The sequence below is a fragment of the Helicobacter pylori genome, assembly GCF_014496485.1.
GTDB classification, from domain to species: domain Bacteria; phylum Campylobacterota; class Campylobacteria; order Campylobacterales; family Helicobacteraceae; genus Helicobacter; species Helicobacter pylori_DD.
Genome location: NZ_JACTAX010000008.1, coordinates 16424 through 37820, shown reverse-complemented (window position 1 = coordinate 37820; position 21397 = coordinate 16424). Strand labels below are relative to the sequence as shown.

General features: G+C 37.8%; 16 protein-coding genes and 1 pseudogene. 10 read left to right on the top strand and 7 right to left on the bottom strand.

What is annotated here, in order from left to right; all coding sequences use genetic code 11:
* Positions 1-1159: 1159 nt before the first annotated feature.
* Both IC572_RS05370 and IC572_RS05365 read right to left on the bottom strand, forming a co-directional pair.
* Positions 1160-2038, bottom strand: coding sequence for a YihY/virulence factor BrkB family protein (locus tag IC572_RS05370; RefSeq protein WP_187855305.1), 879 nt, complete (start codon positions 2036-2038; stop codon positions 1160-1162).
* Complete coding sequence (locus tag IC572_RS05365) at positions 2038-2886, bottom strand: biotin synthase (protein WP_127972117.1); 849 nt, start codon at positions 2884-2886, stop codon at positions 2038-2040. The genes IC572_RS05370 and IC572_RS05365 overlap by 1 nt, the downstream gene beginning before the upstream one ends.
* A gap of 115 nt (positions 2887-3001) precedes the next feature.
* On the opposite strand from IC572_RS05365, the gene IC572_RS07795 reads away from it, so the two are divergent.
* From IC572_RS07795 to IC572_RS05350, 4 genes and pseudogenes are all read left to right on the top strand, one after another.
* A complete protein-coding gene (locus IC572_RS07795; protein ID WP_232263347.1) occupies positions 3002-3154 on the top strand; it encodes a type III restriction endonuclease subunit R in 153 nt (50 codons plus the stop codon).
* Positions 3155-3239: 85 nt separating this feature from the next.
* Positions 3240-5634 (top strand): annotated as a pseudogene (locus IC572_RS05360) (DEAD/DEAH box helicase family protein).
* Positions 5628-7523: a site-specific DNA-methyltransferase gene (locus tag IC572_RS05355; RefSeq protein WP_187855304.1), complete on the top strand. Its 1896-nt coding sequence runs from the start codon at positions 5628-5630 to the stop codon at positions 7521-7523. The pseudogene IC572_RS05360 and the gene IC572_RS05355 overlap by 7 nt, the downstream one beginning before the upstream one ends.
* Positions 7524-7681: 158 nt before the next feature.
* Complete coding sequence (locus tag IC572_RS05350) at positions 7682-8503, top strand: DNA/RNA non-specific endonuclease (protein ID WP_232261147.1); 822 nt, start codon at positions 7682-7684, stop codon at positions 8501-8503.
* A 478-nt stretch (positions 8504-8981) separates the two neighbouring features.
* Here IC572_RS05350 and IC572_RS05345 read toward each other — a convergent pair whose 3' ends face one another.
* Genes IC572_RS05345 through IC572_RS05335 form a run of 3 tightly spaced genes read right to left on the bottom strand, consistent with a single transcriptional unit; the run spans position 8982 to position 13000 of the window.
* Entirely contained in the window at positions 8982-9809 is an 828-nt protein-coding gene (locus IC572_RS05345) for a prephenate dehydrogenase (RefSeq protein WP_187855302.1), read from the bottom strand.
* Between the two features lie 8 nt (positions 9810-9817).
* Complete coding sequence (lon, locus tag IC572_RS05340; RefSeq protein ID WP_187855301.1) at positions 9818-12295, bottom strand: endopeptidase La; 2478 nt, start codon at positions 12293-12295, stop codon at positions 9818-9820.
* Between the two features lie 42 nt (positions 12296-12337).
* Entirely contained in the window at positions 12338-13000 is a 663-nt protein-coding gene (locus IC572_RS05335; protein WP_001237316.1) for an outer membrane protein assembly factor BamD, read from the bottom strand.
* A gap of 403 nt (positions 13001-13403) precedes the next feature.
* On the opposite strand from IC572_RS05335, the gene fliW reads away from it, so the two are divergent.
* The gene (fliW, locus tag IC572_RS05325; protein WP_001861714.1) at positions 13404-13793 is read left to right on the top strand and encodes a flagellar assembly protein FliW; all 390 of its coding nucleotides are present in this window, start codon (positions 13404-13406) and stop codon (positions 13791-13793) included.
* Here fliW and IC572_RS07935 read toward each other — a convergent pair.
* On the bottom strand, positions 13751-13927 hold the full coding sequence (locus IC572_RS07935; RefSeq protein WP_310790661.1) for a flavoprotein oxidoreductase: 177 nt from the start codon (positions 13925-13927) through the stop codon (positions 13751-13753). The two genes, fliW and IC572_RS07935, sit on opposite strands and share 43 nt — an antisense overlap.
* A gap of 47 nt (positions 13928-13974) precedes the next feature.
* On the opposite strand from IC572_RS07935, the gene fabZ reads away from it, so the two are divergent.
* The 5 genes from fabZ to mreC are packed head-to-tail and all read left to right on the top strand — an operon-like array spanning position 13975 to position 18448.
* Positions 13975-14454, top strand: a complete 480-nt coding sequence (gene fabZ, locus IC572_RS05320) for a 3-hydroxyacyl-ACP dehydratase FabZ (protein WP_000438070.1) — start codon at positions 13975-13977, stop codon at positions 14452-14454.
* Positions 14455-14457: 3 nt separating this feature from the next.
* Complete coding sequence (gene lpxA / locus IC572_RS05315) at positions 14458-15270, top strand: acyl-ACP--UDP-N-acetylglucosamine O-acyltransferase (RefSeq protein ID WP_187855300.1); 813 nt, start codon at positions 14458-14460, stop codon at positions 15268-15270.
* A 1-nt stretch (position 15271) separates the two neighbouring features.
* Positions 15272-16612, top strand: a complete 1341-nt coding sequence (clpX, locus tag IC572_RS05310) for an ATP-dependent protease ATP-binding subunit ClpX (protein WP_003017290.1) — start codon at positions 15272-15274, stop codon at positions 16610-16612.
* Between the two features lie 42 nt (positions 16613-16654).
* Positions 16655-17698 (top strand): rod shape-determining protein, encoded by a 1044-nt coding sequence (locus tag IC572_RS05305; protein WP_187855299.1) that lies wholly within the window; start codon positions 16655-16657, stop codon positions 17696-17698.
* Between the two features lie 3 nt (positions 17699-17701).
* Positions 17702-18448, top strand: coding sequence for a rod shape-determining protein MreC (gene mreC, locus IC572_RS05300; protein WP_187855298.1), 747 nt, complete (start codon positions 17702-17704; stop codon positions 18446-18448).
* 55 nt (positions 18449-18503) lie between these two features.
* Here mreC and IC572_RS05295 read toward each other — a convergent pair whose 3' ends face one another.
* A complete protein-coding gene (locus tag IC572_RS05295) occupies positions 18504-21389 on the bottom strand; it encodes a DEAD/DEAH box helicase family protein (RefSeq protein WP_187855297.1) in 2886 nt (961 codons plus the stop codon).
* Between the last annotated feature and the right edge of the window lie 8 nt (positions 21390-21397).

Here is a 21397-nt window from a genome sequence, read left to right as displayed (position 1 = left end):
TTTATCTAATTCACACGCTTTCAAATTGACTTCATTTCCCTTACTAAGAATAGCGTTAAAAACGCCCAATGCTTATCTTTGTAGCATAGCACAAAGAATTGAAAAAAGACCTAAATCAAAAATAGGTGCAGGATAACACCATGCGTGCGTACACATTAGGTTAAAACTTCGTATTCAAGGGGCTTGGAGCTAGATTTTTAAAAAATAAGGGTTTTTGCTAACTTTTTTCAAAAAGTTTTAAAGAGAGTGCTCTGATAGATGAGATATTTTTTAATCTAGTCAAGGGATAAAAATTTCATTCAAGAACTTACTTCCCTTACTACAAAATTTAAGAGCAAGAACTTGTTAGTAATGCTATAAAAACTTAGAGGCTTTTATTGAAAGAACTTGTAGCCAAATATTAAGAACTAAATAGCTAAATGATAAGAACTTAGTTGCTAACAAAAAAGAACTTACAGCCCACTGATACGAACTTGTAAGCAAAAATTAGAGAACTAGGTAGCTACACGATAAGAACTAAGAGCCACAAGTTAGAACTTAATAGCTCACACCCATAAAGAAACTCAGGGAAATAGATTAAGAACTTGTTTGCTCTAATGGTATGAACTAGGTTGCCTACACGATTAAGAACTAGAATGACACCACTTTAGAACTTACTAGAAACTCGCTTGATAACTTACAGCTAGAACCAAAGAACTTTCAGTTCATTTCATAAGAACTTGTAGCTAATGCTAAAGGAATGAAATTATTCTTTAAGCTTTTGTTTAAAAAGTTTGTGTTATATTTCCAAATGATTTTTAATTGAATTTAACTTGAAGCTTAGAGAACGCTTAAAACTTACATTCTTTTAGAATTCTTATCTAAGCTTCTTTTTAAAGGAAGTTTATGAAGTTTTTAAAATCCCTAAACTGCACTTCAATTCCAAAGAGTGATAAGAAATGTTTTTAGAAAGTTTTATTCTTTAAAAAGTTATCGCTTTACAACCAAGATCTTTAGTTTGATTGTAAAAAACGCTTCTAGCTTTTTAGATTTTTATTCTTTATTCTTTATTCTTCCGCTGGTGTTGTTTTTTATTTCTTTTGTTTTTAAGTTGTTTAGTTGGGGTTTTGTGGGGTTTGTTTTTAGATTTTTAGAACCGATCTAAAAGAAAACTTTTTCATCAAGTTTCTTTTTTAAAAAAGCCTAAAAATTTCTTAAACACTCCTTTAGGATCGTATGTGTCGCACATTTTACACCCATACATGCCAATTAAAATCACAAGCCAGCTCACATACACCCAACTCATCAAAAACCACAAAATAGAAACGCTCCCATACAGCTCATGGTAAGTGCGGTTGTATAACACATAATAGGTGAAGGCCCATTTTAACACATGCCAAGAAACGCTCGTAAAAAACACCCATAAAAACACCCAAAAATAATGTTTAAACACCTTGTTCGTGGGAATGGTAAAAAGGATCAAAAAAAACGCGTAAGTGCCTATCCATCTTAAAACATGCAACAAATTTGAATCTTTATCTTCAAAAAACACTTGGATCTTAATATCAAAAAACACCACCAAAGGCAGAGCGAATAAAAACACTAAAGTCGTGCCAAACCCCCAAAATAAAAAGATTTCTTTACCCTTAAAATGCGCATAATCTCTAGGCTTTGCTTGAAAAATTTTTGATGCGATGGAGCGGTAGTTTTCACAAAAAAGCACCAACGCCACCACAATGGACACCTCTTCAAGCGTGCCTAAAGTCATGTCTGTTTTTTTAAAATTTTCTAAAAAATCCTTAATCGCGCCAATGAGTTTAGGGGCGTTAGGGAAGATCAAGGCTTCCATTTCACCGCTGTGCGCTTGCATGTAATGAGACACAAAAAGACTAAACACAAACAACAAAATAGGCGATAAAGACAAAATCGTATAAAAACTCAAGCTGGAAGCGTAGTAAAACAATTCGCTCAAGCCCAAAAAGGCGTTTTTCAGACGCTCGGGGAAAATCATTCTAAGAAGGCGCAAAAACCCTCTAACGCTTTTAAAAAGTTCTCTCATTAATGACAGCTTGTCGCCATTGTCAAGCCATAAGAGAGCAGTTTTTCTATATCTTTTTTAGGGGCTTTGCCTTTGGTGGTTAAATAATCCCCCAACACCACCGCATTGATGCCGTATTCAAAAAGCTTGGCTTCCTGTTTGTCATTATCTTTAAACACCACTTCACGCCCCCCAGCCACCATAAGCCTAGCGTTAGGCAAAAACTCTTTAGCCAAAAGCACGCATTCTAGGGCTTCATCCGCACTTAAAGTTTCTGCATCAATGGGCAATACCGGGTTTTTAATGAAAAAATTAATCGGCGTGGTGTGCGGGGAGAGTGAAGCTAGCGCCCTGAGCATTTCAATCCGATCTTCCCAGCTCTCATTAAGCCCAAAAATCCCCCCACTGCACAAGCCTAACCCCGCCCTTAAAGCGTTTTCGCATGTGATAAACCTTTCTTCCCATGTGTGCGTGGAACAAATTTTAGGGAAGAAATTTTGCGAAGTTTCTAAATTGTGGTTATAGCTGTGAATGCCCGCATCTCTTAAAAACTCTAGTTGATCCAAATCCGCGCGCCCGCAGCATGCAATTAAATGCAAGCCCAATTCTTCTTTGTTGATGGCTTTAGCTAATCTGGCGATGTATTCGCATTTTTCATCGTCTAATTCGCGCCCTGAAGTAACCAGACAAAACCCTAAAGCCCCTAATTCCCTTAACGCTCTAGCCTCTTGTAAAACCACTTTTTCATCTTTGAATTTATAGCGCTTGATCGCTCCTTGGTGGTGTGAGCTTTGCGTGCAATAAGCGCAATCTTCCTTGCAATCCCCACTGCGCACATTGGAAATGGAACATAAAAAAATCTCTTGCATAATCATTCCTTTGTTTTAAAAAAGTTGGTTTTTTGAGATTGATTATAGCAAAGAAAAAGAAGCGCTTTTGATTTTAAGGGCTTTATTCCATTAAATATTAAAACTAAAACTTTATTTGATTTTAATTCAAGCTCGCATCTCTAAAGTCAATCTCAAAACTTTACGCTATAATTTTCTCACTTTTTCATTAAGGGATTTCATGCAAGATTCATTCATTCAAAGTTACCCCCCCCCCCCAATCAGCGATAAAAGATCGCACGCCAAATAACGCGCCCAATGATAAAGAAATAGATCTACCCACCCACATCACCAGTAATTTAAAAAAAGAGCTTAGAGATTACCAAAAGCAAGCGATATATAATTATTTAGAAAAACGCCAATTTAACCCAACTCAAAAGCATTTCATGTTTGAAATGGCCACCGGTAGCGGTAAAACCTTGGTGATGGCGGGTTTGATTTTAGAATGCTGCAAGCAAGGCTATCAAAATTTTATTTTTTTTGTGAATAGCACCAGTATTTTAGAAAAAACCAAGCTTAATTTTACAGACAGCGTTTCATCAAAATACCTTTTTAGCGAGAATATCAATATCAATGATGAAAACATAGAAATTAAAAGCATCAATAATTTAAACGAGAGTCATAACAACGCTATCAACATTTATTTTAGCACCATTCAAGGCTTGTTTTCATTATTCACTAAAGCTAAAGAAAACGCTATCACCCTAGAGGATTTAAAAGATCAAAAATTAGTTTTTTTAGCGGATGAAGCGCACCACTTAAACACAGAAACTAAAAAGAAATTAAATGATAGTGAGGCTAGTGAAAAACGCAACTGGGAAAGCGTGGTGAAATTAGCCCTAGAACAAAATAAAGACAATTTATTGCTGGAATTTAGCGCCACTATTCCTAAAGAAAAAAGCGTTAAAGACAAATACGAAAACTTAAAGGTGGCAACTTACACCTTAAAAGAATTTAGCGAAGATAAATTTTGCAAAAACATCTACTCCCTTTCTTATGAAAATAAAGAATTAGAAACGCGCTTTTTAGGGGCATGCGTTTCCAGTTTGTATAAAGAATTACTAGCCCAACACCACAATATTGAAAACTTTAAACCCTGTATTTTGTTTAAAAGCGAAAGGATTGAAGAGAGTAAAAAAAAATCAAGAGCGCTTCAATACTTTTTTAGAAAATTTAAGCCCTTTAGATTTAGAAAATTTTTTCCATTACAGCCGCAACGATTTTTTTAAAGCCGCTAAAAGCTTTTTTGATGAGCGAAATTACACCCCTAACCTTGTGGCATTCTTGCAAACGAAATTCAAAAAAAGCGCCCAGATTAACACCAATAACGAAAAAGAATTAGAAAAGGGCATGCTTTTATTGAACTCCCTAGAAGACAGAGACAACCCTAAAAGAGTGATTTTTAGCGTGGATAAGCTCAATGAAGGCTGGGATGTGTTGAATTTGTTTGACATTGTCAGGCTTAAAAATAAAGCGAATCAAAAAGACACCATTAAAGACGCCCAGCTCATAGGGCGAGGGGCGAGATACTACCCCTTTAGCTATAACGATTTCAAGCCAAGCCGCATAGAATTTTACCAACGCAAATTCGATCTTTTTAACCCCTTAAGCGCACTAGAGAGATTAGACTACCATGCCATTTATGACAGCGAGTTTATCGCTAAATTAAACGAAAAGTTACAAATTTCAGGGTTAGGATTTGTAAATGAAAAACAGACTATCCCTTTAACACCCACCAAGCGTTTCAAATGCTACTATGCGAGCAACACAAAAGATAAAAACAAAAACTTATTTAATATGGACTATACAGACCCTGTTGAAGCCACACTCAAAAGCTTGCATGTCCCCTTATTTGGCTTTAATGTGCGTGAAAAGAAAGTGGATTTTAAAGAAGAAAATAAAGGCGATAAAACTTATTATAAACCCTATATCTTAGATAAAATCCCTATAAACTATTTTTTAAAAGCCCTTAATTTAAAAAACCTGGATTTCAAAACGCTTAAAAAAGCCTTTAAAAAACATGCCTTTAACAATAAAGTGGGATTTATAGAGCAATACATCTCTCCATTGAAAACAAACTTCCATAAAAACCAAAAGTTTGATGACAACGAAATCCTTTTAAAACTCGCTGTTTATATCATTGGAAACTTAAAAGACACGCTTTTAAAAGAGCAAGATAAATACGATGTGAGCGCGTTAGAATTAAAAGAATTTGAAACGCATAATAAAAGCCTTAGCGCTAGCGAATGGGAAAAAGACATTCCCTCCTATGAATGGCTGCTTTTTAAGGACATGAGGAAACTGGACAGCGATTTAGAAAGGGAGTTTTTAGGTTTTATCAACGACCATAAAGAGATTTTAGACAAGAAATTCAAAGAATGGTGCGTTTTAAGGAACGATCATTTCGCTGAATTAAAAGTTTTTTGCAATATAGAAGGCCCTTTTTACGCGCAAGGTTTTGAGCCGGATTTTATCCTTTTTGCCCAAACGCATGAGAATGAATTTTTAGGCTTCACTTGTTACATGGAAGCTAAAGGCGAACATTTAGAGCCTTCTAACGCTTGGAAAAAAGAATTTTTAGAAACGCTAGAAAACGCCACGCTTAAAAGCCATAACAAAAAACTCCATTTAAAAGGCTTGCCTTTTTTCACGCTCACAAACAACAACAGAACGCTAAACGCAGAATTTGTTGAAGCTTTCAATCAAACTTTTAAGGACTCCAAATGTTAAAAACCCCACTCAAAACCCTACTAGATGCTTTAATTAATCATTTCACTAAAGAGCGCTTAGTCACTTTAATCATAGGACATGATGAAAAGCTTTTAACTTTCATGCTTGAGCATGAAAACGCTAACGACTATAAAAAACACTTTTTTAAAACGATCGCTAATTCGCTCGTATTCAATGAAAAGGCGTTATTGGAATGTTTAGAAATAAAAGAATTGGATCGCTCTTTCACGCGATTTAAAAATAAAATAGGCTTATTTTCACAAGGGGGCTTTATCAAATCCAGCGGATCCGTCGTTTTGAATTTCCCTTTTAAAGACAATGTTTTACTCGGTAACGCTAAAGATAGCAGCACCAAATCTAAAGAGTGTTTTTACCATGAAATACTGCATAAAAAAGAAATTGACACGCTTTTAAAGAAAAAAGCACTGTGTAATTTTGAAATGCATGGAGAAGGCGATTTAGAAAGCGCTTTAAAAGACAAGAACACAAACTACCTTATCAAAGGCAATAACTTGATCGCTCTCCATTCTTTAAAAAAGAAATTCGCTAAAAAAGTGAAATGCATCTACATTGACCCCCCTTATAATACGGGTAATGACAGCTTTAATTACAACGATAATTTTAACCACAGCTCTTGGCTAGTGTTTATGAAAAACAGGCTTGAAGCGGCTAGGGAATTTTTAAGCGATGATGGCGTGATTTTTGTGCAATGCGACGATAACGAACAGGCTTATTTAAAAGTTTTAATGGATGAGATTTTTCTTAGGGAGAATTTTGTGGCGAGTATTATTTGGGCTAACAAGGAAGGGGGTGGGAAAAGCGATAGCAAGCATTTTAGACAAAAACACGAATATATCCATTGTTTCGCTAAAAATAAAGAGCAGACTATTATTTACGGACAAGCCGTTGAAGACATTGATCGTTATAAATGTAGCGATAAACATGAAAATACAAGAGGAAAATATCAGTTAATCAAATTAGACTCAGGAAGTTTAGGGTGGGTTAAATCGCTAGATTATCCCATAGAATTAGAGGGAAAAACATTTTATGCGGGCGGAGATTATGATCAATGGTTAGACAGACAGAACGGCAAGGCAAGGATTAAGGATTGGGGATGGAGATGGAGTAAGGAAAAATTAGAGTGGGGTTTAAAAAATGATTTTATAGAAATAAAAGAAAATTCTAATGGCGAATGGAATATTTACACCAAGCAATATTTGAATTGTGATAATGACGGAAATATTAAACCACGCACTTTACAGCCTATGGCACTTATTGAAAAACACTCAAATACGCAATCCAACAGACACATAAAAGAAATGCAATTAAATTTTACTTATTCAAAACCAGAAGCATTAATTATGGATATTTTAAATTTTTCTACCAACGAAAACGATTTAGTGCTTGATTTTTTCGCTGGGAGCGGGACGACTTGCGCGGTGGCGCACAAAATGAAACGCCGCTACATTGGCATCGAGCAAATGGACTATATAGAAACTATCACTAAAGAAAGGTTAAAAAAAGTCATAGAGGGCGAGCAAGGGGGCATTTCTAAAAAATGCGGTTTTAAAGGGGGCGGGAGTTTTGTCTATGCTGAATTAAAAGAAGTGAATTCAGGAATTAAAAAACAAATCCTTAACGCTAAAAGCGCGAGCGAATGCCTAAAAATCTTTAACGATCTTAACGAGCGTTTTTTAAAACGCGCCGATAATAAGATGGATGAAATCCATAGCGAAGAGTTCCAAAATTTAGATTTAAACGAGCAAAAAAGAAAATGTTGCGCTTCTTTAGACGCTAACGAAGACTATTTGAACTTGGGCGATATTGACGAAGACGCATGGGGGATAGATGGGATCACTAAAAAATACAATGAAATTTTTTATTCTTAAATTTGATCATTCAATGCGCGATTTAACGCATCAAAACGCTACGCCTATTTAGTGGGTAAAAATAAACGATTAAAAATATTGTTGTAGTATTCAAGCCAACCAACAAGGAGCAAAACATGAAAACCTTTAAAAACCTACTCTGTTTTAGCCTGATCGCTATGAGTTGGCTCCAAGCGGACATGTTGGATAATTTCACTAAGGCTATTAACAGCTACACCGCTAAAAAACTTAATGAAATCAAGGATCAAGTCAATAGCGCTAATCCTACTAAAAACCACAATCCCACTCACAACGCTAATGGCATGCTCACTAACATTGATTGCAAGGTCTTAAAAAATAACTTCTATTCGGTGTGTTATTCTAGCGAGTTAAAAAACCCTATTTATGGCGTGAGCGTGTTGTTTGGGGATTTAGTGGATAAAAATAATATTGAAAAACGCTATGAGTTTAAAACGGACACACGATTAGCCAAATACCAACAAGCCACGACACAAGATTACACAAGAAGCGGTTTTGATAGGGGGCATTTTGTGGCGAATGACGCTTCTTTTGATTTTGCCTCTAATCCTTTAAGAGAGACTTACAGAATGACTAATATCACCCCTGAAGCCAAAAACACCAACAGGCATTCTGTTTTATTGGTGGAAAAAGAGGGCCGTAATTTAGCCAGGAAATACCATCAAGTCTTAGTAGAAGAACTCACCATCATCAAACAAGGTTATAGGACTTTTAGCTCTAAAAATATCGCTATCCCTAGCGGATTTTGGTACCACTATGATATAAGCCTAACGGATAGCTATGAAAACGCTAAAAGCGAATGCTTTTATATCCCTAATGACAACCAAAAATATCCCTTACAAGAAATGAGAAAAGATTGTAAAGAATACGAGCGAGTTGAAAAACAAGTGGTTTTTAAGAACAATAAAAACGCTGAATTGAATGAATTACCCAAATACATGAATAATTCTAAGAAATATTAAAAACTGCCCTTAAAATACCAATATAAAATACCCGTAAAAACACCGGTATTTTGGATAAAGGTTTTGAGAAATCAAATTTCTAAATGGCTTAAAACTGGTTTTTTGTTGGAAGCGATAAGGGTTTTATAGGCGTTGGAGAAATGAGATGAATTATTATTACAATTATGGCAAACACAACAATAGATCCGGGTTTAAGATAATCTCTTATAGTTGTTTGCTGATTTGCTGGGTAAATCCATACTATCCATATGAAACAGCCTATAATCCATAAAAACAATCCAAAAATACCCCTTTCTACAAATACTTTTTACAATCTCTGCTATAACATCTGTTAGGTTAAGAATACCAGCAAACAATTCGGTGTTTAAGATCAATAACTATAAGAGTTTATTCCTCATGTTTTACTTCTCATTACGGAATTTATATTATTTTTTCCGTATTGCCCTAAAAACAACAATATACAAAATTTTAAATTATTTTACATGAACTCCTGGAGTTTGTTCGCTTGCGCCATCCATTCTGCAAGGCTTTCATAATCGTTATTTTCTATCCAAGCCTTAGCTTGCGCGATTTCTTTTTCGCATTTTTCAATCGCTTCTAAGACATTGTCTCGGTTTTGTTTGAAAATATCTTTCCACATTAAAGGCGAGCTTTTAGACAAACGGCTCATATCCCTAAAACCCCCACCCGCTAAAGATAAAATCATCTCTGGGTCGTTTTGCTTTAAAACGCTATTGGCTAGAGCGTAGCTCAAAACATGGGGTAAATGGCTGATATAAGCCACATGGGTGTCATGCTCGCTAGATTTCATCTTAATCAAGCGCGCTTTAATGCCTAGAAAGATTTCTTTAGCGATTTCCACTTGTTCAGTCCCTGAATCTTCCAAATCGCACAATATCACCAAAGCGTTTTCATACAGCCCCTTAACGCTCGCTTTAGGGCCATAAAACTCTGTCCCGCACATGGGGTGCGCGGCGATGAAATTTTGACGGATGCTTTTAGGGACATTGTGAAGGATTTGCACTTTTGCCCCCCCTAAATCAATAATGGTTGCGCTTTTTTTAATGGGAGTCATTTTTTTCAAACATTCAATGATGCCCTCAACCGGAATGGCCAGAAAAATCACATCGCATTCTAAAATCTTTTCAAATCCCACGCACTCATCTACAAGCCCCAAAGTCAAAGCCAATTTGGCATGCAAGGCGTTGTGATCATAGCCTATAACGCTTTTAAAACGCCCCCATTCTTGCAGGGCTAGCCCTAAACTGCCCCCCATAAGCCCTAAACCAATAATGCCTGCTTTCATGCCAACTTCTAAAGTAAGGTTTTTTCTAACACTTCAGCGATGTTTTTCACCGCAACGATGTTTAAATTCTCTCGCACTTCAGCAGGGATCTCGTCCAAATCCCTTTCGTAATTTTTGACAGGAATGAGAGCGGTTTTAATGCCGGCTTTAAAAGCGGCGATCAACTTTTCTTTCAACCCTCCTATGGGTAAAACTTCCCCACTCAAAGTCAATTCGCCCGTCATTGCCACTTCGCTTCTTGTAGCCCTATCGCACAAAATGCTCGCCATCACGCTCGCCATAGCGATCCCAGCGCTCGGGCCGTCTTTAGGCGTAGCCCCCTCAGGGACATGCAAGTGCAAATCGTAAGCGTTATAAACTTTCAGCACTTTTTTCTTTTTCTTATTTTCTGCATCGGTCTCGCTAGGGATTTTAGGCGCTTTTAAGGTTTCGTTATCCAATAAGGCTTTGACAACAGAAAAAGCGATGAGAGCGGATTCTTTCATCACATCGCCTAAACTCCCGGTGAGTTTTAATTCCCCCTTGCCTCTAATCTTAAGCGCTTCAATTTTAAGCACATCACCGCCCACTGGAGTCCATGCCAAACCATTGACGATACCGATTTTATTTTCTCCATCTATGGGGTCAATTTCAAACACCATGCGTTCTAAATACTCTTTAAGGTTGTTAGGCGTGATAGAGACGCAGAAATCTTTGTTCTCGCCTTTTTGATTTTCGCTTTTTTGATCTTCGCTTTTTTTGGTTCGCCCTTTTTTGTGCGGGTTATCTTCTAGGTATTTTAAAGCCGCTTTGCGCATAATCGTTGCGATCTGTCTTCGTAAATCCCTAACGCCAGCTTCTCTGGTGTATTTTTCAATAATGAGTTTCAAACACTCATGGCTAATATCCACTTCGCTAGGCTTTAAGGCGTGCTTTTCTAATTCTTGGGGGATGAGGTAGTTTTTAGCGATCTCTTCTTTTTCGCTAGGCGTGTAGCTGGACACGCTGATAAATTCCATTCTGTCTCTTAAAGGAGCTGGGATCCTGTCAATATTATTAGCGGTAGCGATAAAAATCACTTGCGATAAATCAATGCTAAAATTCGCATAATGATCCCTAAAAGCGATATTTTGCTCAGGGTCTAAGATCTCTAATAAAGCACTCGCTGGATCGCCCCTAACGCTTCTATCCACCTTATCAATTTCATCTAAAACCATGACTGGATTCATCTTTTTGGCTTCAATGAGCCCTTGGACAATACGCCCAGGCATGGAGCCTATGTAAGTGCGTCTGTGCCCTCTTAATTCATTCACATCTTCTAATCCCCCTAAAGCGATCCGAACTAAAGGGCGCTCTATCGCTTTAGCAATGGAATTAGCCAAACTCGTTTTACCCACGCCAGGAGGCCCATAAAAGCATAAAATCGTGCCTTTAGTTTTGTCTTTTTTTTCTGGCTTTTTCTTGCGGCGCATTTCTAAAAGCTGCATGGTGGCAAAGTATTCTACAATACGCTCTTTAGGCCTTTTTAAGGAATAATGATCCTTGTCTAGTTGTTCTCTCACATGCTTAATGTCAAGCGCTTTTTTCCCATATTGCCCAAAAGGCACATCTAACATGGTTTCAATATAATTTTGTAAAGTCGCGCTATCAGAGCTGTCCGCATGGGTTCGGCTCAGTCGGTCAATTTGCTTTTTGATTTCCTTAAACGCTTCTTCTTTCAAAAAAGGCTTGATGCTTTCTAGTTTTTGGTAGTATTGGTTTAAATCTTCATCTCGCTGTTTGTCTGTGCCAAGCTCTTTTTGGATTTGTTTGAGCTGCTCTTTTAAGAAATATTCCTTATTGGTTTGCTCCATTTTTTGATGGACTTTGGATTTGATTTCTTTTTGGAGCTTTTGGGTTTTAGTTTCTTCTATCACAATATCAATCAAATCCAACAAGCGCTGCTCGGTGTTGTTGTTGGCAAAAAGAGAATACGCTTGATCTTTTTTTAAATGCAAGGCCGCTGCGATTAAATCAGCGATGCGGTTAGGATCGTCATTGTCTTCTAAGGCTTTGATCAGATCTGGGGGGAAGAGCGAGCTGACATTCGCTAGAGTGATCACTTTTTCTTTTAACACTTCCACGATAGCCTGAATGTTTTCTTTATCGTATTCTAAATATTCAATAGGGCTTATTTGAGCTTCCAAAAAGCCTTGCTCGTTTTCTTTAGCAGGCTCTAAAATACGCCCCTTAGCGATGCCATTAAAGAGCAATTTCACGCGCCCATTAGGCATGTTGGCTTCACGCATCACCGATCCAATCACCCCCACATCATAATAAGGGGCTTCATTGTCGTTCAATTTGTCTTTTTGGCATGCAATAAAGACTAACGATTTATTGTTTTTAGCGTAAGCTGCTGCCTTGATGCTCGCGTTATTTTGTAAGAAAATAGGGGCTATCATAAAGGGGTATAAAAAAGTGTCTTCTTCTACCAATAAAGGCAGAATTTTAGGAAAATCTTCAGTCATTTTTCATCTCTCTGTTATAAATTTGTATGGTTTTGAAATATCCTACCAATCAAAAATTAACACATACCAAGGCATGTGCGATGGTTTGGGTTTAGTCTCTTTTTCTAAAGTCTCATCTATCCTTTCTAAATAGCGTTTCACGCCCTCAGGCTTGTGGCGTTTTTTATAGACATTCGCGATCGCGCGATTGAGCTCATTTTGCCCTAAAATGAATTTGATTTGCATGTATTCCACATAGGGGCGGTAACGGCTGTTAGGGTATTTTTCTATAAATTCGCCCAAACTCACAATAGAATTAGAGATAAATTCCTGGTCTTTAGAATGGTTTTTGAAAGCGTAATAATGCGATTGCAATTTCAAAAAAGTCAAATAATCCACATTGTCCTTAGTCCCAAAGCGCTTGATGTATTCATCAAAGTAAAAAGACGCTAAAACATACTCTTTCTTTTTCATGTGCGCTTGCCCTAAAGCCAGCATCGCTTCTGGGACAAGGGGGGAATTGATGTGTTCGCTCTGTAAGGAAGAATAGTAATTGTCTGCTGTTTCTAAATTAGCAAAAAGGATTTCTCTCAAAATCCCTTGATACCAAAAGATCGCTGGTTTGTTGTATTCGTCTTTTTTTTTCTTTTTGTTCGCACAACCGGTGCCTATCACAATAATCGCCATTGTGATAAAAAGGAAAGTTTTAAAATGTTTTAAACGCATGCCACCTGTCTTAATTAAATTTTTGAATAACTCATGGTTATTTTTCTTATCTTTCTTGTTCCCACCAAATAATGTCAGCACCATTTCTCCAAATCAAGCCCAGCCACACCAAAAACGTTCCACCCAGTGCTAAAATGAGATTTACTGGAATTATTTTTCTTGATTTGTGGTTTTATTTTGATCATTTCTTACTCCTTATTATATTTTATAATTGTTCAGTTAAACTTCCATCATGGTTAAGTTATTGGGATTATACCCAAAACTAGCAAAAATTGATTTTACCAAAATTGTTTGATATAATACAGAGTTTTTAGTTTAGAAATCATTGAGCGCTGGTTTTAAGGCGGTCTTTTATTCTTTAAGGAGAAGATTTTGTGCTTTTTTAAAGGGAATGCAATCGCCTATGATTTTTGATGTGAAAGCGCCTATCTTAGGGTTTGAAACCATTCATAAAATGCACTTGCAAAAGGTTGATGAAATCTTTTTGCGTTTGAATAGTGCAGAAGACAATTCTGTCGTGTCTTTCACGCTGGTCAATCCCTTTGCTTTAAGAAAATACGAATTTGAAGTGCCTACCCCCTTAAAAATCCTTTTAGAATTAGAGGGGGCCAAGAGCGTTCTAGTCGCTAATATCATGGTCGTTCAAACCCCCATTGAGCTTTCCACCGTGAATTATTTAGCCCCTTTAATTTTCAATTTGGACAAGCAGCTCATGGGGCAAGTGGTTTTGGATTCTAACAAATACCCACACTACCATTTAAGAGAGAATATTCTAAGCCACACGCATGAATGATGCATGAGCGGTGCATGAGTGGTTTTTGAATAAAGCGTTTCTTTAAGCTTATGGCGCAATGCATCGGTGTTTTTGCAAATGCAAGCGAGCGGTTTTCTTATGGTATAATAGCGGTTATTTTTTAGAATAACCAACGCTAAAAATAGCGCTTTAATTGAATCCAAAACAAGGAGTTTATTTTATGGAACAAAGCCATCAAAACTTACAATCTCAATTTTTTATAGAGCATATCTTACAGATTTTACCTCACCGCTATCCCATGCTATTAGTGGATAGAATTATAGAGTTACAAGCCAATCAAAAAATTGTCGCTTATAAGAATATCACTTTTAATGAAGACGTGTTTAACGGGCATTTTCCCAATAAGCCCATTTTCCCGGGCGTTTTGATCGTAGAGGGCATGGCGCAAAGCGGAGGGTTTTTAGCCTTCACTAGCTTGTGGGGGTTTGACCCTGAAATAGCCAAAACAAAAATCGTGTATTTCATGACGATTGATAAGGTTAAATTCCGCATTCCTGTAACCCCAGGCGACAGATTAGAATACCATTTAGAAGTCTTAAAGCATAAGGGCATGATCTGGCAAGTGGGCGGCACGGCTCAAGTGGATGGCAAAGTGGTCGCTGAAGCCGAATTAAAAGCCATGATCGCAGAGAGAGATTAGAAAATGAGTAAAATTGCAAAAACAGCCATTATCTCTCCTAAAGCAGAGATTAATAAGGGCGTAGAGATTGGGGAATTTTGCGTGATTGGGGATGGCGTCAAACTAGATGATGGCGTGAAACTCCATAACAATGTAACCTTACAAGGGCATACTTTCATTGGGAAAAACACCGAAATTTTCCCTTTTGCCGTGCTAGGCACACAGCCTCAAGATTTAAAATACAAGGGCGAATACAGCGAGCTGATTGTTGGAGAAGACAACCTTATTCGTGAATTTTGCATGATAAATCCCGGCACTGAAGGGGGGATTAAAAAAACCCTTATTGGGGATAAAAACCTGCTCATGGCTTACGTGCATGTCGCCCATGATTGCGTGATTGGCAGTCATTGTATTTTGGCTAATGGCGTAACTTTAGCAGGGCATATTGAAATAGGCGATTATGTCAATATTGGCGGTCTCACCGCAATCCATCAGTTTGTGCGTATCGCTAAAGGGTGCATGATAGCCGGTAAGAGCGCTTTAGGCAAAGATGTGCCGCCTTATTGCACCGTAGAGGGAAATCGCGCTTTTATTAGGGGGTTAAACCGCCACCGGATGCGCCAATTGCTAGAGAGTAAGGATATTGATTTCATCTATGCGCTTTATAAGAGGTTATTCCGCCCTGTCCCCTCTTTAAGAGAGAACGCTAAATTAGAATTAGAAGAGCATGCCAATAACCCTTTTGTGAAAGAGATTTGCTCTTTTATTTTAGAGAGTTCTAGGGGCGTGGCGTATAAGTCAAGCGAATATTCTAGCGAAGAAAAACAAGAGGAATAACATGAACGAAACGCTTTATTGCAGTTTTTGCAAAAAACCAGAATCCAGAGATCCCAAAAAACGCCGCATTATTTTTGCGAGCAATCTCAATAAAGATGTGTGCGTGTGCGAATATTGTATAGATGTGATGCATGGGGAATTGCACAAATACGACAATTCTTTATTAGCGCTCAAAAGAGACCGATTGAGAAGAATGGAATCTAGTGCTTATGAAGAAGAGTTTTTACTCTCTCACATTCCAGCCCCTAAAGAGCTTAAGGCGGTTTTAGACAATTATGTGATAGGCCAAGAGCAGGCTAAAAAGGTTTTTTCCGTAGCCGTGTATAACCATTACAAACGCTTATCTTTTAAAGAAAAACTCAAAAAACAAGACAACCAAGACAGCAATGTGGAGTTGGAACATTTAGAAGAAGTGGAGTTGAGCAAGTCTAATATTTTATTGATCGGCCCTACAGGATCAGGCAAAACTTTAATGGCGCAAACTCTAGCCAAGCATTTGGATATTCCTATCGCCATTAGCGATGCGACTAGCTTGACTGAGGCGGGTTATGTGGGCGAAGATGTGGAAAATATCCTTACAAGATTGTTGCAAGCGAGCGATTGGAATGTCCAAAAAGCCCAAAAAGGCATTGTGTTTATTGATGAGATTGATAAAATCAGCCGTTTGTCAGAAAACCGCTCCATCACTAGAGACGTTTCTGGCGAGGGCGTTCAGCAAGCGTTGTTAAAAATCGTTGAAGGTTCTTTAGTGAATATCCCCCCCAAAGGCGGCAGAAAGCACCCTGAGGGCAATTTCATTCAAATTGACACGAGCGATATTTTATTCATTTGCGCCGGAGCGTTTGACGGACTAGCTGAAATCATTAAAAAACGCACCACGCAGAATGTGTTGGGTTTCACTCAAGAAAAGATGAGCAAAAAAGAGCAAGAAGCGATCTTGCATTTAGTCCAAACCCATGACTTGGTAACTTACGGGCTTATCCCTGAGCTTATCGGCCGTTTGCCGGTTTTAAGCACGCTAGATAGCATCAGTTTGGAAGCGATGGTGGATATTTTACAAAAACCTAAAAACGCTCTCATCAAGCAATACCAGCAACTTTTCAAAATGGATGAAGTGGATTTGATTTTTGAAGAAGAAGCCATTAAAGAAATCGCTCAACTCGCATTAGAAAGAAAAACCGGGGCTAGGGGCTTAAGGGCGATCATTGAAGATTTTTGTTTGGATATTATGTTTGATTTACCCAAGCTTAAGGGATCGGAAGTGCGTATCACCAAAGATTGTGTTTTAAAACAGGCTGAACCTTTGATCATTGCTAAAACGCATTCTAAAATTCTTCCTTAAGGAACACGCTTATAAATTTAACGATAAAGGATTAGAAAGGGCATGATTTTTAGCAAATTGATCGGTTTGTTTTCGCATGATATTGCCATAGATTTAGGCACGGCTAACACGATCGTGTTAGTCAAAGGGCAGGGCATTATTATCAATGAGCCTTCTATTGTGGCGGTGCGCATGGGATTGTTTGATTCTAAAGCTTATGATATTTTGGCAGTGGGGAGCGAGGCTAAAGAAATGCTAGGCAAAACCCCTAACAGCATCAGAGCGATTCGCCCCATGAAAGATGGCGTGATCGCCGATTATGACATTACCGCTAAAATGATCCGCTACTTTATTGAAAAAGCGCACAAACGAAAGACATGGATTCGCCCGCGCATCATGGTGTGCGTGCCTTATGGGCTGACAAGCGTGGAAAGGAATGCGGTTAAAGAGAGCGCTTTAAGCGCGGGGGCTAGAGAAGTCTTTTTGATTGAAGAGCCTATGGCAGCTGCGATCGGGGCAGGCTTACCCGTGAAAGAGCCGCAAGGGAGTTTGATTGTGGATATTGGCGGCGGCACGACTGAAATTGGCGTGATCAGCCTTGGGGGGTTAGTCATTTCTAAAAGCATTAGAGTGGCTGGGGATAAATTGGATCAAAGCATCGTGGAATACATCCGTAAGAAATTCAACCTGTTGATAGGGGAGCGCACCGGCGAAGAGATCAAGATTGAAATCGGGTGCGCGATCAAATTGGATCCGCCTCTCACGATGGAAGTGTCAGGGAGGGATCAAGTGAGCGGGCTGTTGCACACGATTGAATTGGGCTCTGATGATGTGTTTGAAGCCATTAAAGATCAGGTGAGGGAAATCTCTAGCGCTTTAAGGAGCGTGCTTGAAGAAGTGAAGCCGGATTTAGCGAAAGACATTGTGCAAAATGGCGTGGTGCTTACCGGCGGTGGGGCTTTGATTAAAGGCTTAGACAAGTATTTAAGCGATATGGTTAAACTCCCTGTGTATGTGGGCGATGAGCCTTTATTGGCGGTAGCCAAAGGCACAGGGGAAGCCATACAAGATTTGGATTTACTCAGCCGTGTGGGTTTTAGCGAATAATGCATGCGTTTTTATTTTAAATTCCTTTGGCTTTTAGGGATTTTTCTTATTTTTTATTTTTTAGACATTAAAGGCAGTTCTTCTTATATCAGCGACCGGATTAAAAACGCCTTGATGAGCACTAAAAACAGCTTATTAGACAACGTTCAAGCGTATTTTTTTCAAGCCCAAAACATTAAGGAATTTCAAAAAGAACGCTTGATTTTAGAAGCTTTAAAACTAGAAAACGCTGATTTGAAAGAGCGTTTGAACAGCGTTTATCTTTTAGAAAATCCAAAAATGACTTATACCCCTACTTTTATGACTTCATTCATCAGTTTAGAAGACACGCGCAGTGTTTCTCTCAACCCTATTGTAAATTTAGAAGAAAATAAGATTTATGGCCTTGTCTCTCACAATCAAGCCATAGGCATTGCCGTGCTAGAAAAAGGGCGCTTGAACGGGTTTTTGAACGCCCATAAGCGGTGCGCTTATAGCGTGATGATAGGCAAAAATCAAGTGCTAGGTTTCATAGGATCTAATTTTAGGCAAGAATTAATCGTGGATTTCATTGTCCCAAGCGCTGAAATCAACATAGGCGATCAAGTGCTAACGAGCGGGCTGGATGGGATTTTTGGAGCGGGGGTGTTTGTGGGCGAAGTTTCAAGCATTGAAGATCATTACACTTATAAAAGCGCGGTGTTGAAAAACGCTTTTTTAAGCGAAGCCAAACTTTTAAGGCATGTGTTTTTGAGCGATGTGAAAAACTAGCCTTATATTCAAGGCTAATTCAAGCGGATTTTTAACCCCTTTCAATGAAATCAGGCTAATCCTTTAAATCCAGAAAAAAATATTCTAGTTTCCCTTTTTCAATCCAAAGATCCCTATAACGCTCCCCCACACCATCCTTATCCCCATAAAATTTTAAAACCACTTTGATTTTGAGATTGGGATTGTCTTTGGGGTTAAAAATTTTATCTTTAAAAAGTTGATACGCATCTGCCTTATGTTCGTAATCAGTGTGTTTGCTCTCTTTAGGGTCAATGAAACAAATGATCTGCGTGCCGCCTTTTTCTAGCCAAAAGATAAAATCAGGGAAAAAGTGCCTTTCTGTAGCGTTGTCTATATAGGGAATAAACAAATTGTCTAAATGCTCATCAATCTTGCTGAACGCCCAAAAATCATAGTTTTCTTGAAGCGTTTCTGTAATCTTTAACAACTCTTCTAAAAAATCGCTCTCGCTCTTTACTTTAACCACATGCTTAAGCCAATCGCAATTTTTGGCTTTAATTAAAGGGGTGTAGTAATGCTCTTTGAGTTTTAACAGCTCTGCTTCATCAACTTTGAATGTTCTGTCTTGTTTGTGTTTATCTATATTATCAATGTCGATCTCGCCTTGCGCGATTTTCATTCTTAGAGTTTCTTTATCCAAAGGCGCATACTCTTTCACTTCTTGGATGGTTTGAATCAATTTTTCTTTTTTATCTGCCTTAACTTTAACCCTTTTAAAATGCACGATTTTCTCATTATCTAGGGCGTTAAACTCGTCTTTAGGCACTTTTTGATTGGGGTATAGCCTCTTTTTAAGGATAGAAATCAAGTTATCTAAATCTTTATAATGCCAGTTTAATTCTATTTCAAAACGCTTTGTTTGTATCAAGTCTTTTAACAGCTCGTAATCTTTAGGGTTATAAATTTCATGCTTTAAAATAAAATGCTTTTCACTCATTAAATGAAAATACTCTTTTAAATCCTTAAAATTTTTTTCACTCATTTTAAACGAACCGCTTTGTAAATCAGTGGCTTTAATGGATTTTTCTTGGTAGCAAGGCACAAACAAGGCATGCTCTATGGGCGTTTTCTCTAATTCTACTTCGCACCATGAAGGATCAGAGCTTTCTTCTTTGAGATCAAGGATCGCCTTAACGCTTTCGCTTTTAGTCGCTATCACAAAAAGCGTTTCCAGCATTGCAGCGTTTGGTTTCAAATCTTTTTTAATAGCTTCATCTATTTCTAAATACGCTAACCTTTGGCGTTGGTTTTTGACGCTTTCAATCCTTACGCCCCTGCCAAAAGATTGTTTCACCAGCTTTTTAGCGTCATCATCAAGCCCTATATTTAAAAATAAAATCACGCTAGGCCTTGTGCTATCCCACCCGGTTTCAAAAGTGCGAGACCCCACTAAGATATTGATACTGCTCTTATCAATCTGGCTGAAATAGCTCTCTTCTTTAAAGCTCAAATTCTTACTCACCACCTTCACGCTCTTTAATTTTTCACGGATCCATTCTGTAATATCGCCTATTCTAATCAGGCAAAAGACTTTATCGCTCGTGTTGAGCTTGAAAGCGATTTCTTGGTTGTTTTTAGGGTTAATGATGACTTCAATATGCCCGTTGCTGGCATAAAAAACTGCTTCTTTTAAGCCTTTAAAATCCATATCGTTTAAACTTTCTTTAAAAACCTTAATCTTATAGTCTTTATCTCTATCATCGCTAAAAAGGAATTCCGGATCCTTTAATTCCTCCAATAAATCGTCTTTAGCCTTTAAAAAATCGCTTCCATCGTCATTTTCAATCACGCGCGCTAAAGTTTTAAAAAAGATTTCCGCATCGCTGTTTTCCACGTTCACAGAATGCGTGAACACGAGCATTAAAGGGTCGTAAAAATAGCCTTCTATTTTATAGCGTTTTTGCATGCCTAAAAGCAATAACGCCTTTAAAAGAGCGATCTCTTTTTCCCTGTCGTTTAAATCTTTTAATTCCTTAAAAGCGTTTAAATTGTTTTTCTTCAATAAAACAGACTCTTTGCCATAGCCAAGCTTCACCCACTCGCCCACGCTCAAATTATACACCGCAGTGATGAGATCGCTCTCTTCGGTGAAAGTGGCGCTGAAATTGAATAAAAACCCTTTTTGAGATAACAGGCTAAAAATAGCCTGTCTTTTGCTCTCAGTCTTATTCCCCTTATGCGCTTCATCTAAAATCACATAATTTTCCCCATTATCCCAACAATCCTTATAATTTAAAAGGTTTTCCTTGCTTTCTTCATCGCTCATTAAATCCGCGCGATAATAAAAAAGAATGATTTTTTGAAAAAAATCTTTTGGAGAGTGGTAAAAATCCTTATTCTTAACGCTTTTAAGGTTTTTGAAATCAATTTGTTTAAAATAGTCCTTACCCCGGTTGTATTTTTCAATTTCTTTTTCAAATTGCTTGATTAAATGCTCGTTCGCGCTAAAAAACATGATATTTTTCTTAGGGATCAAACCCATTCTTATAGCCACGCTTAAAAGCTCTACCAGTTTGATAATGACAATCGTTTTACCGCTCCCTGTGGCCATGTAAAAGGCTAATCGGTTGATGAAATTTTCAAAACGCACGCAATGATTTTCCACCTTAAAATGGCTCTTTAACAAAGGATTGAGTTTCTTTTTAGCGAAATCGCAATGAGCGAATGAATAATGCTTTTGATAAAATGCGTAAAATTCTTTTTTACTTTCTTTGAAATCCCTAAAATAAGCAATAAGCATTCTAAAAGCGTTAATCAAAGCTTGCTGTTGGTAATCTAAAAGCTCCTTATTATTATCAAAGCTTTTAAAGCCTAGCATTTCTAACGGCTCGTTAATCTCGTTAATGTCCAATTCGTCTTCAGCGAGTTTTTGAGCGACAAAAATTTCGTTATCGGTGGTTAAATCTTTTTTCTTTGCCATGATTTTCT

Coding starts and splice junctions, on each gene's coding strand:
- IC572_RS05370 (WP_187855305.1), bottom strand. CDS start 2,038: ATGAGAGAACTTTTTAAAAGCGTTAGAGGGTTTTTGCGCCTTCTTAGA.
- IC572_RS05365 (WP_127972117.1), bottom strand. CDS start 2,886: ATGCAAGAGATTTTTTTATGTTCCATTTCCAATGTGCGCAGTGGGGAT.
- IC572_RS05355 (WP_187855304.1), top strand. CDS start 5,628: ATGTTAAAAACCCCACTCAAAACCCTACTAGATGCTTTAATTAATCAT.
- IC572_RS05350 (WP_232261147.1), top strand. CDS start 7,682: ATGAGTTGGCTCCAAGCGGACATGTTGGATAATTTCACTAAGGCTATT.
- IC572_RS05345 (WP_187855302.1), bottom strand. CDS start 9,809: ATGAAAGCAGGCATTATTGGTTTAGGGCTTATGGGGGGCAGTTTAGGG.
- lon (WP_187855301.1), bottom strand. CDS start 12,295: ATGACTGAAGATTTTCCTAAAATTCTGCCTTTATTGGTAGAAGAAGAC.
- IC572_RS05335 (WP_001237316.1), bottom strand. CDS start 13,000: ATGCGTTTAAAACATTTTAAAACTTTCCTTTTTATCACAATGGCGATT.
- fliW (WP_001861714.1), top strand. CDS start 13,404: ATGATTTTTGATGTGAAAGCGCCTATCTTAGGGTTTGAAACCATTCAT.
- fabZ (WP_000438070.1), top strand. CDS start 13,975: ATGGAACAAAGCCATCAAAACTTACAATCTCAATTTTTTATAGAGCAT.
- lpxA (WP_187855300.1), top strand. CDS start 14,458: ATGAGTAAAATTGCAAAAACAGCCATTATCTCTCCTAAAGCAGAGATT.
- clpX (WP_003017290.1), top strand. CDS start 15,272: ATGAACGAAACGCTTTATTGCAGTTTTTGCAAAAAACCAGAATCCAGA.
- IC572_RS05305 (WP_187855299.1), top strand. CDS start 16,655: ATGATTTTTAGCAAATTGATCGGTTTGTTTTCGCATGATATTGCCATA.
- mreC (WP_187855298.1), top strand. CDS start 17,702: ATGCGTTTTTATTTTAAATTCCTTTGGCTTTTAGGGATTTTTCTTATT.
- IC572_RS05295 (WP_187855297.1), bottom strand. CDS start 21,389: ATGGCAAAGAAAAAAGATTTAACCACCGATAACGAAATTTTTGTCGCT.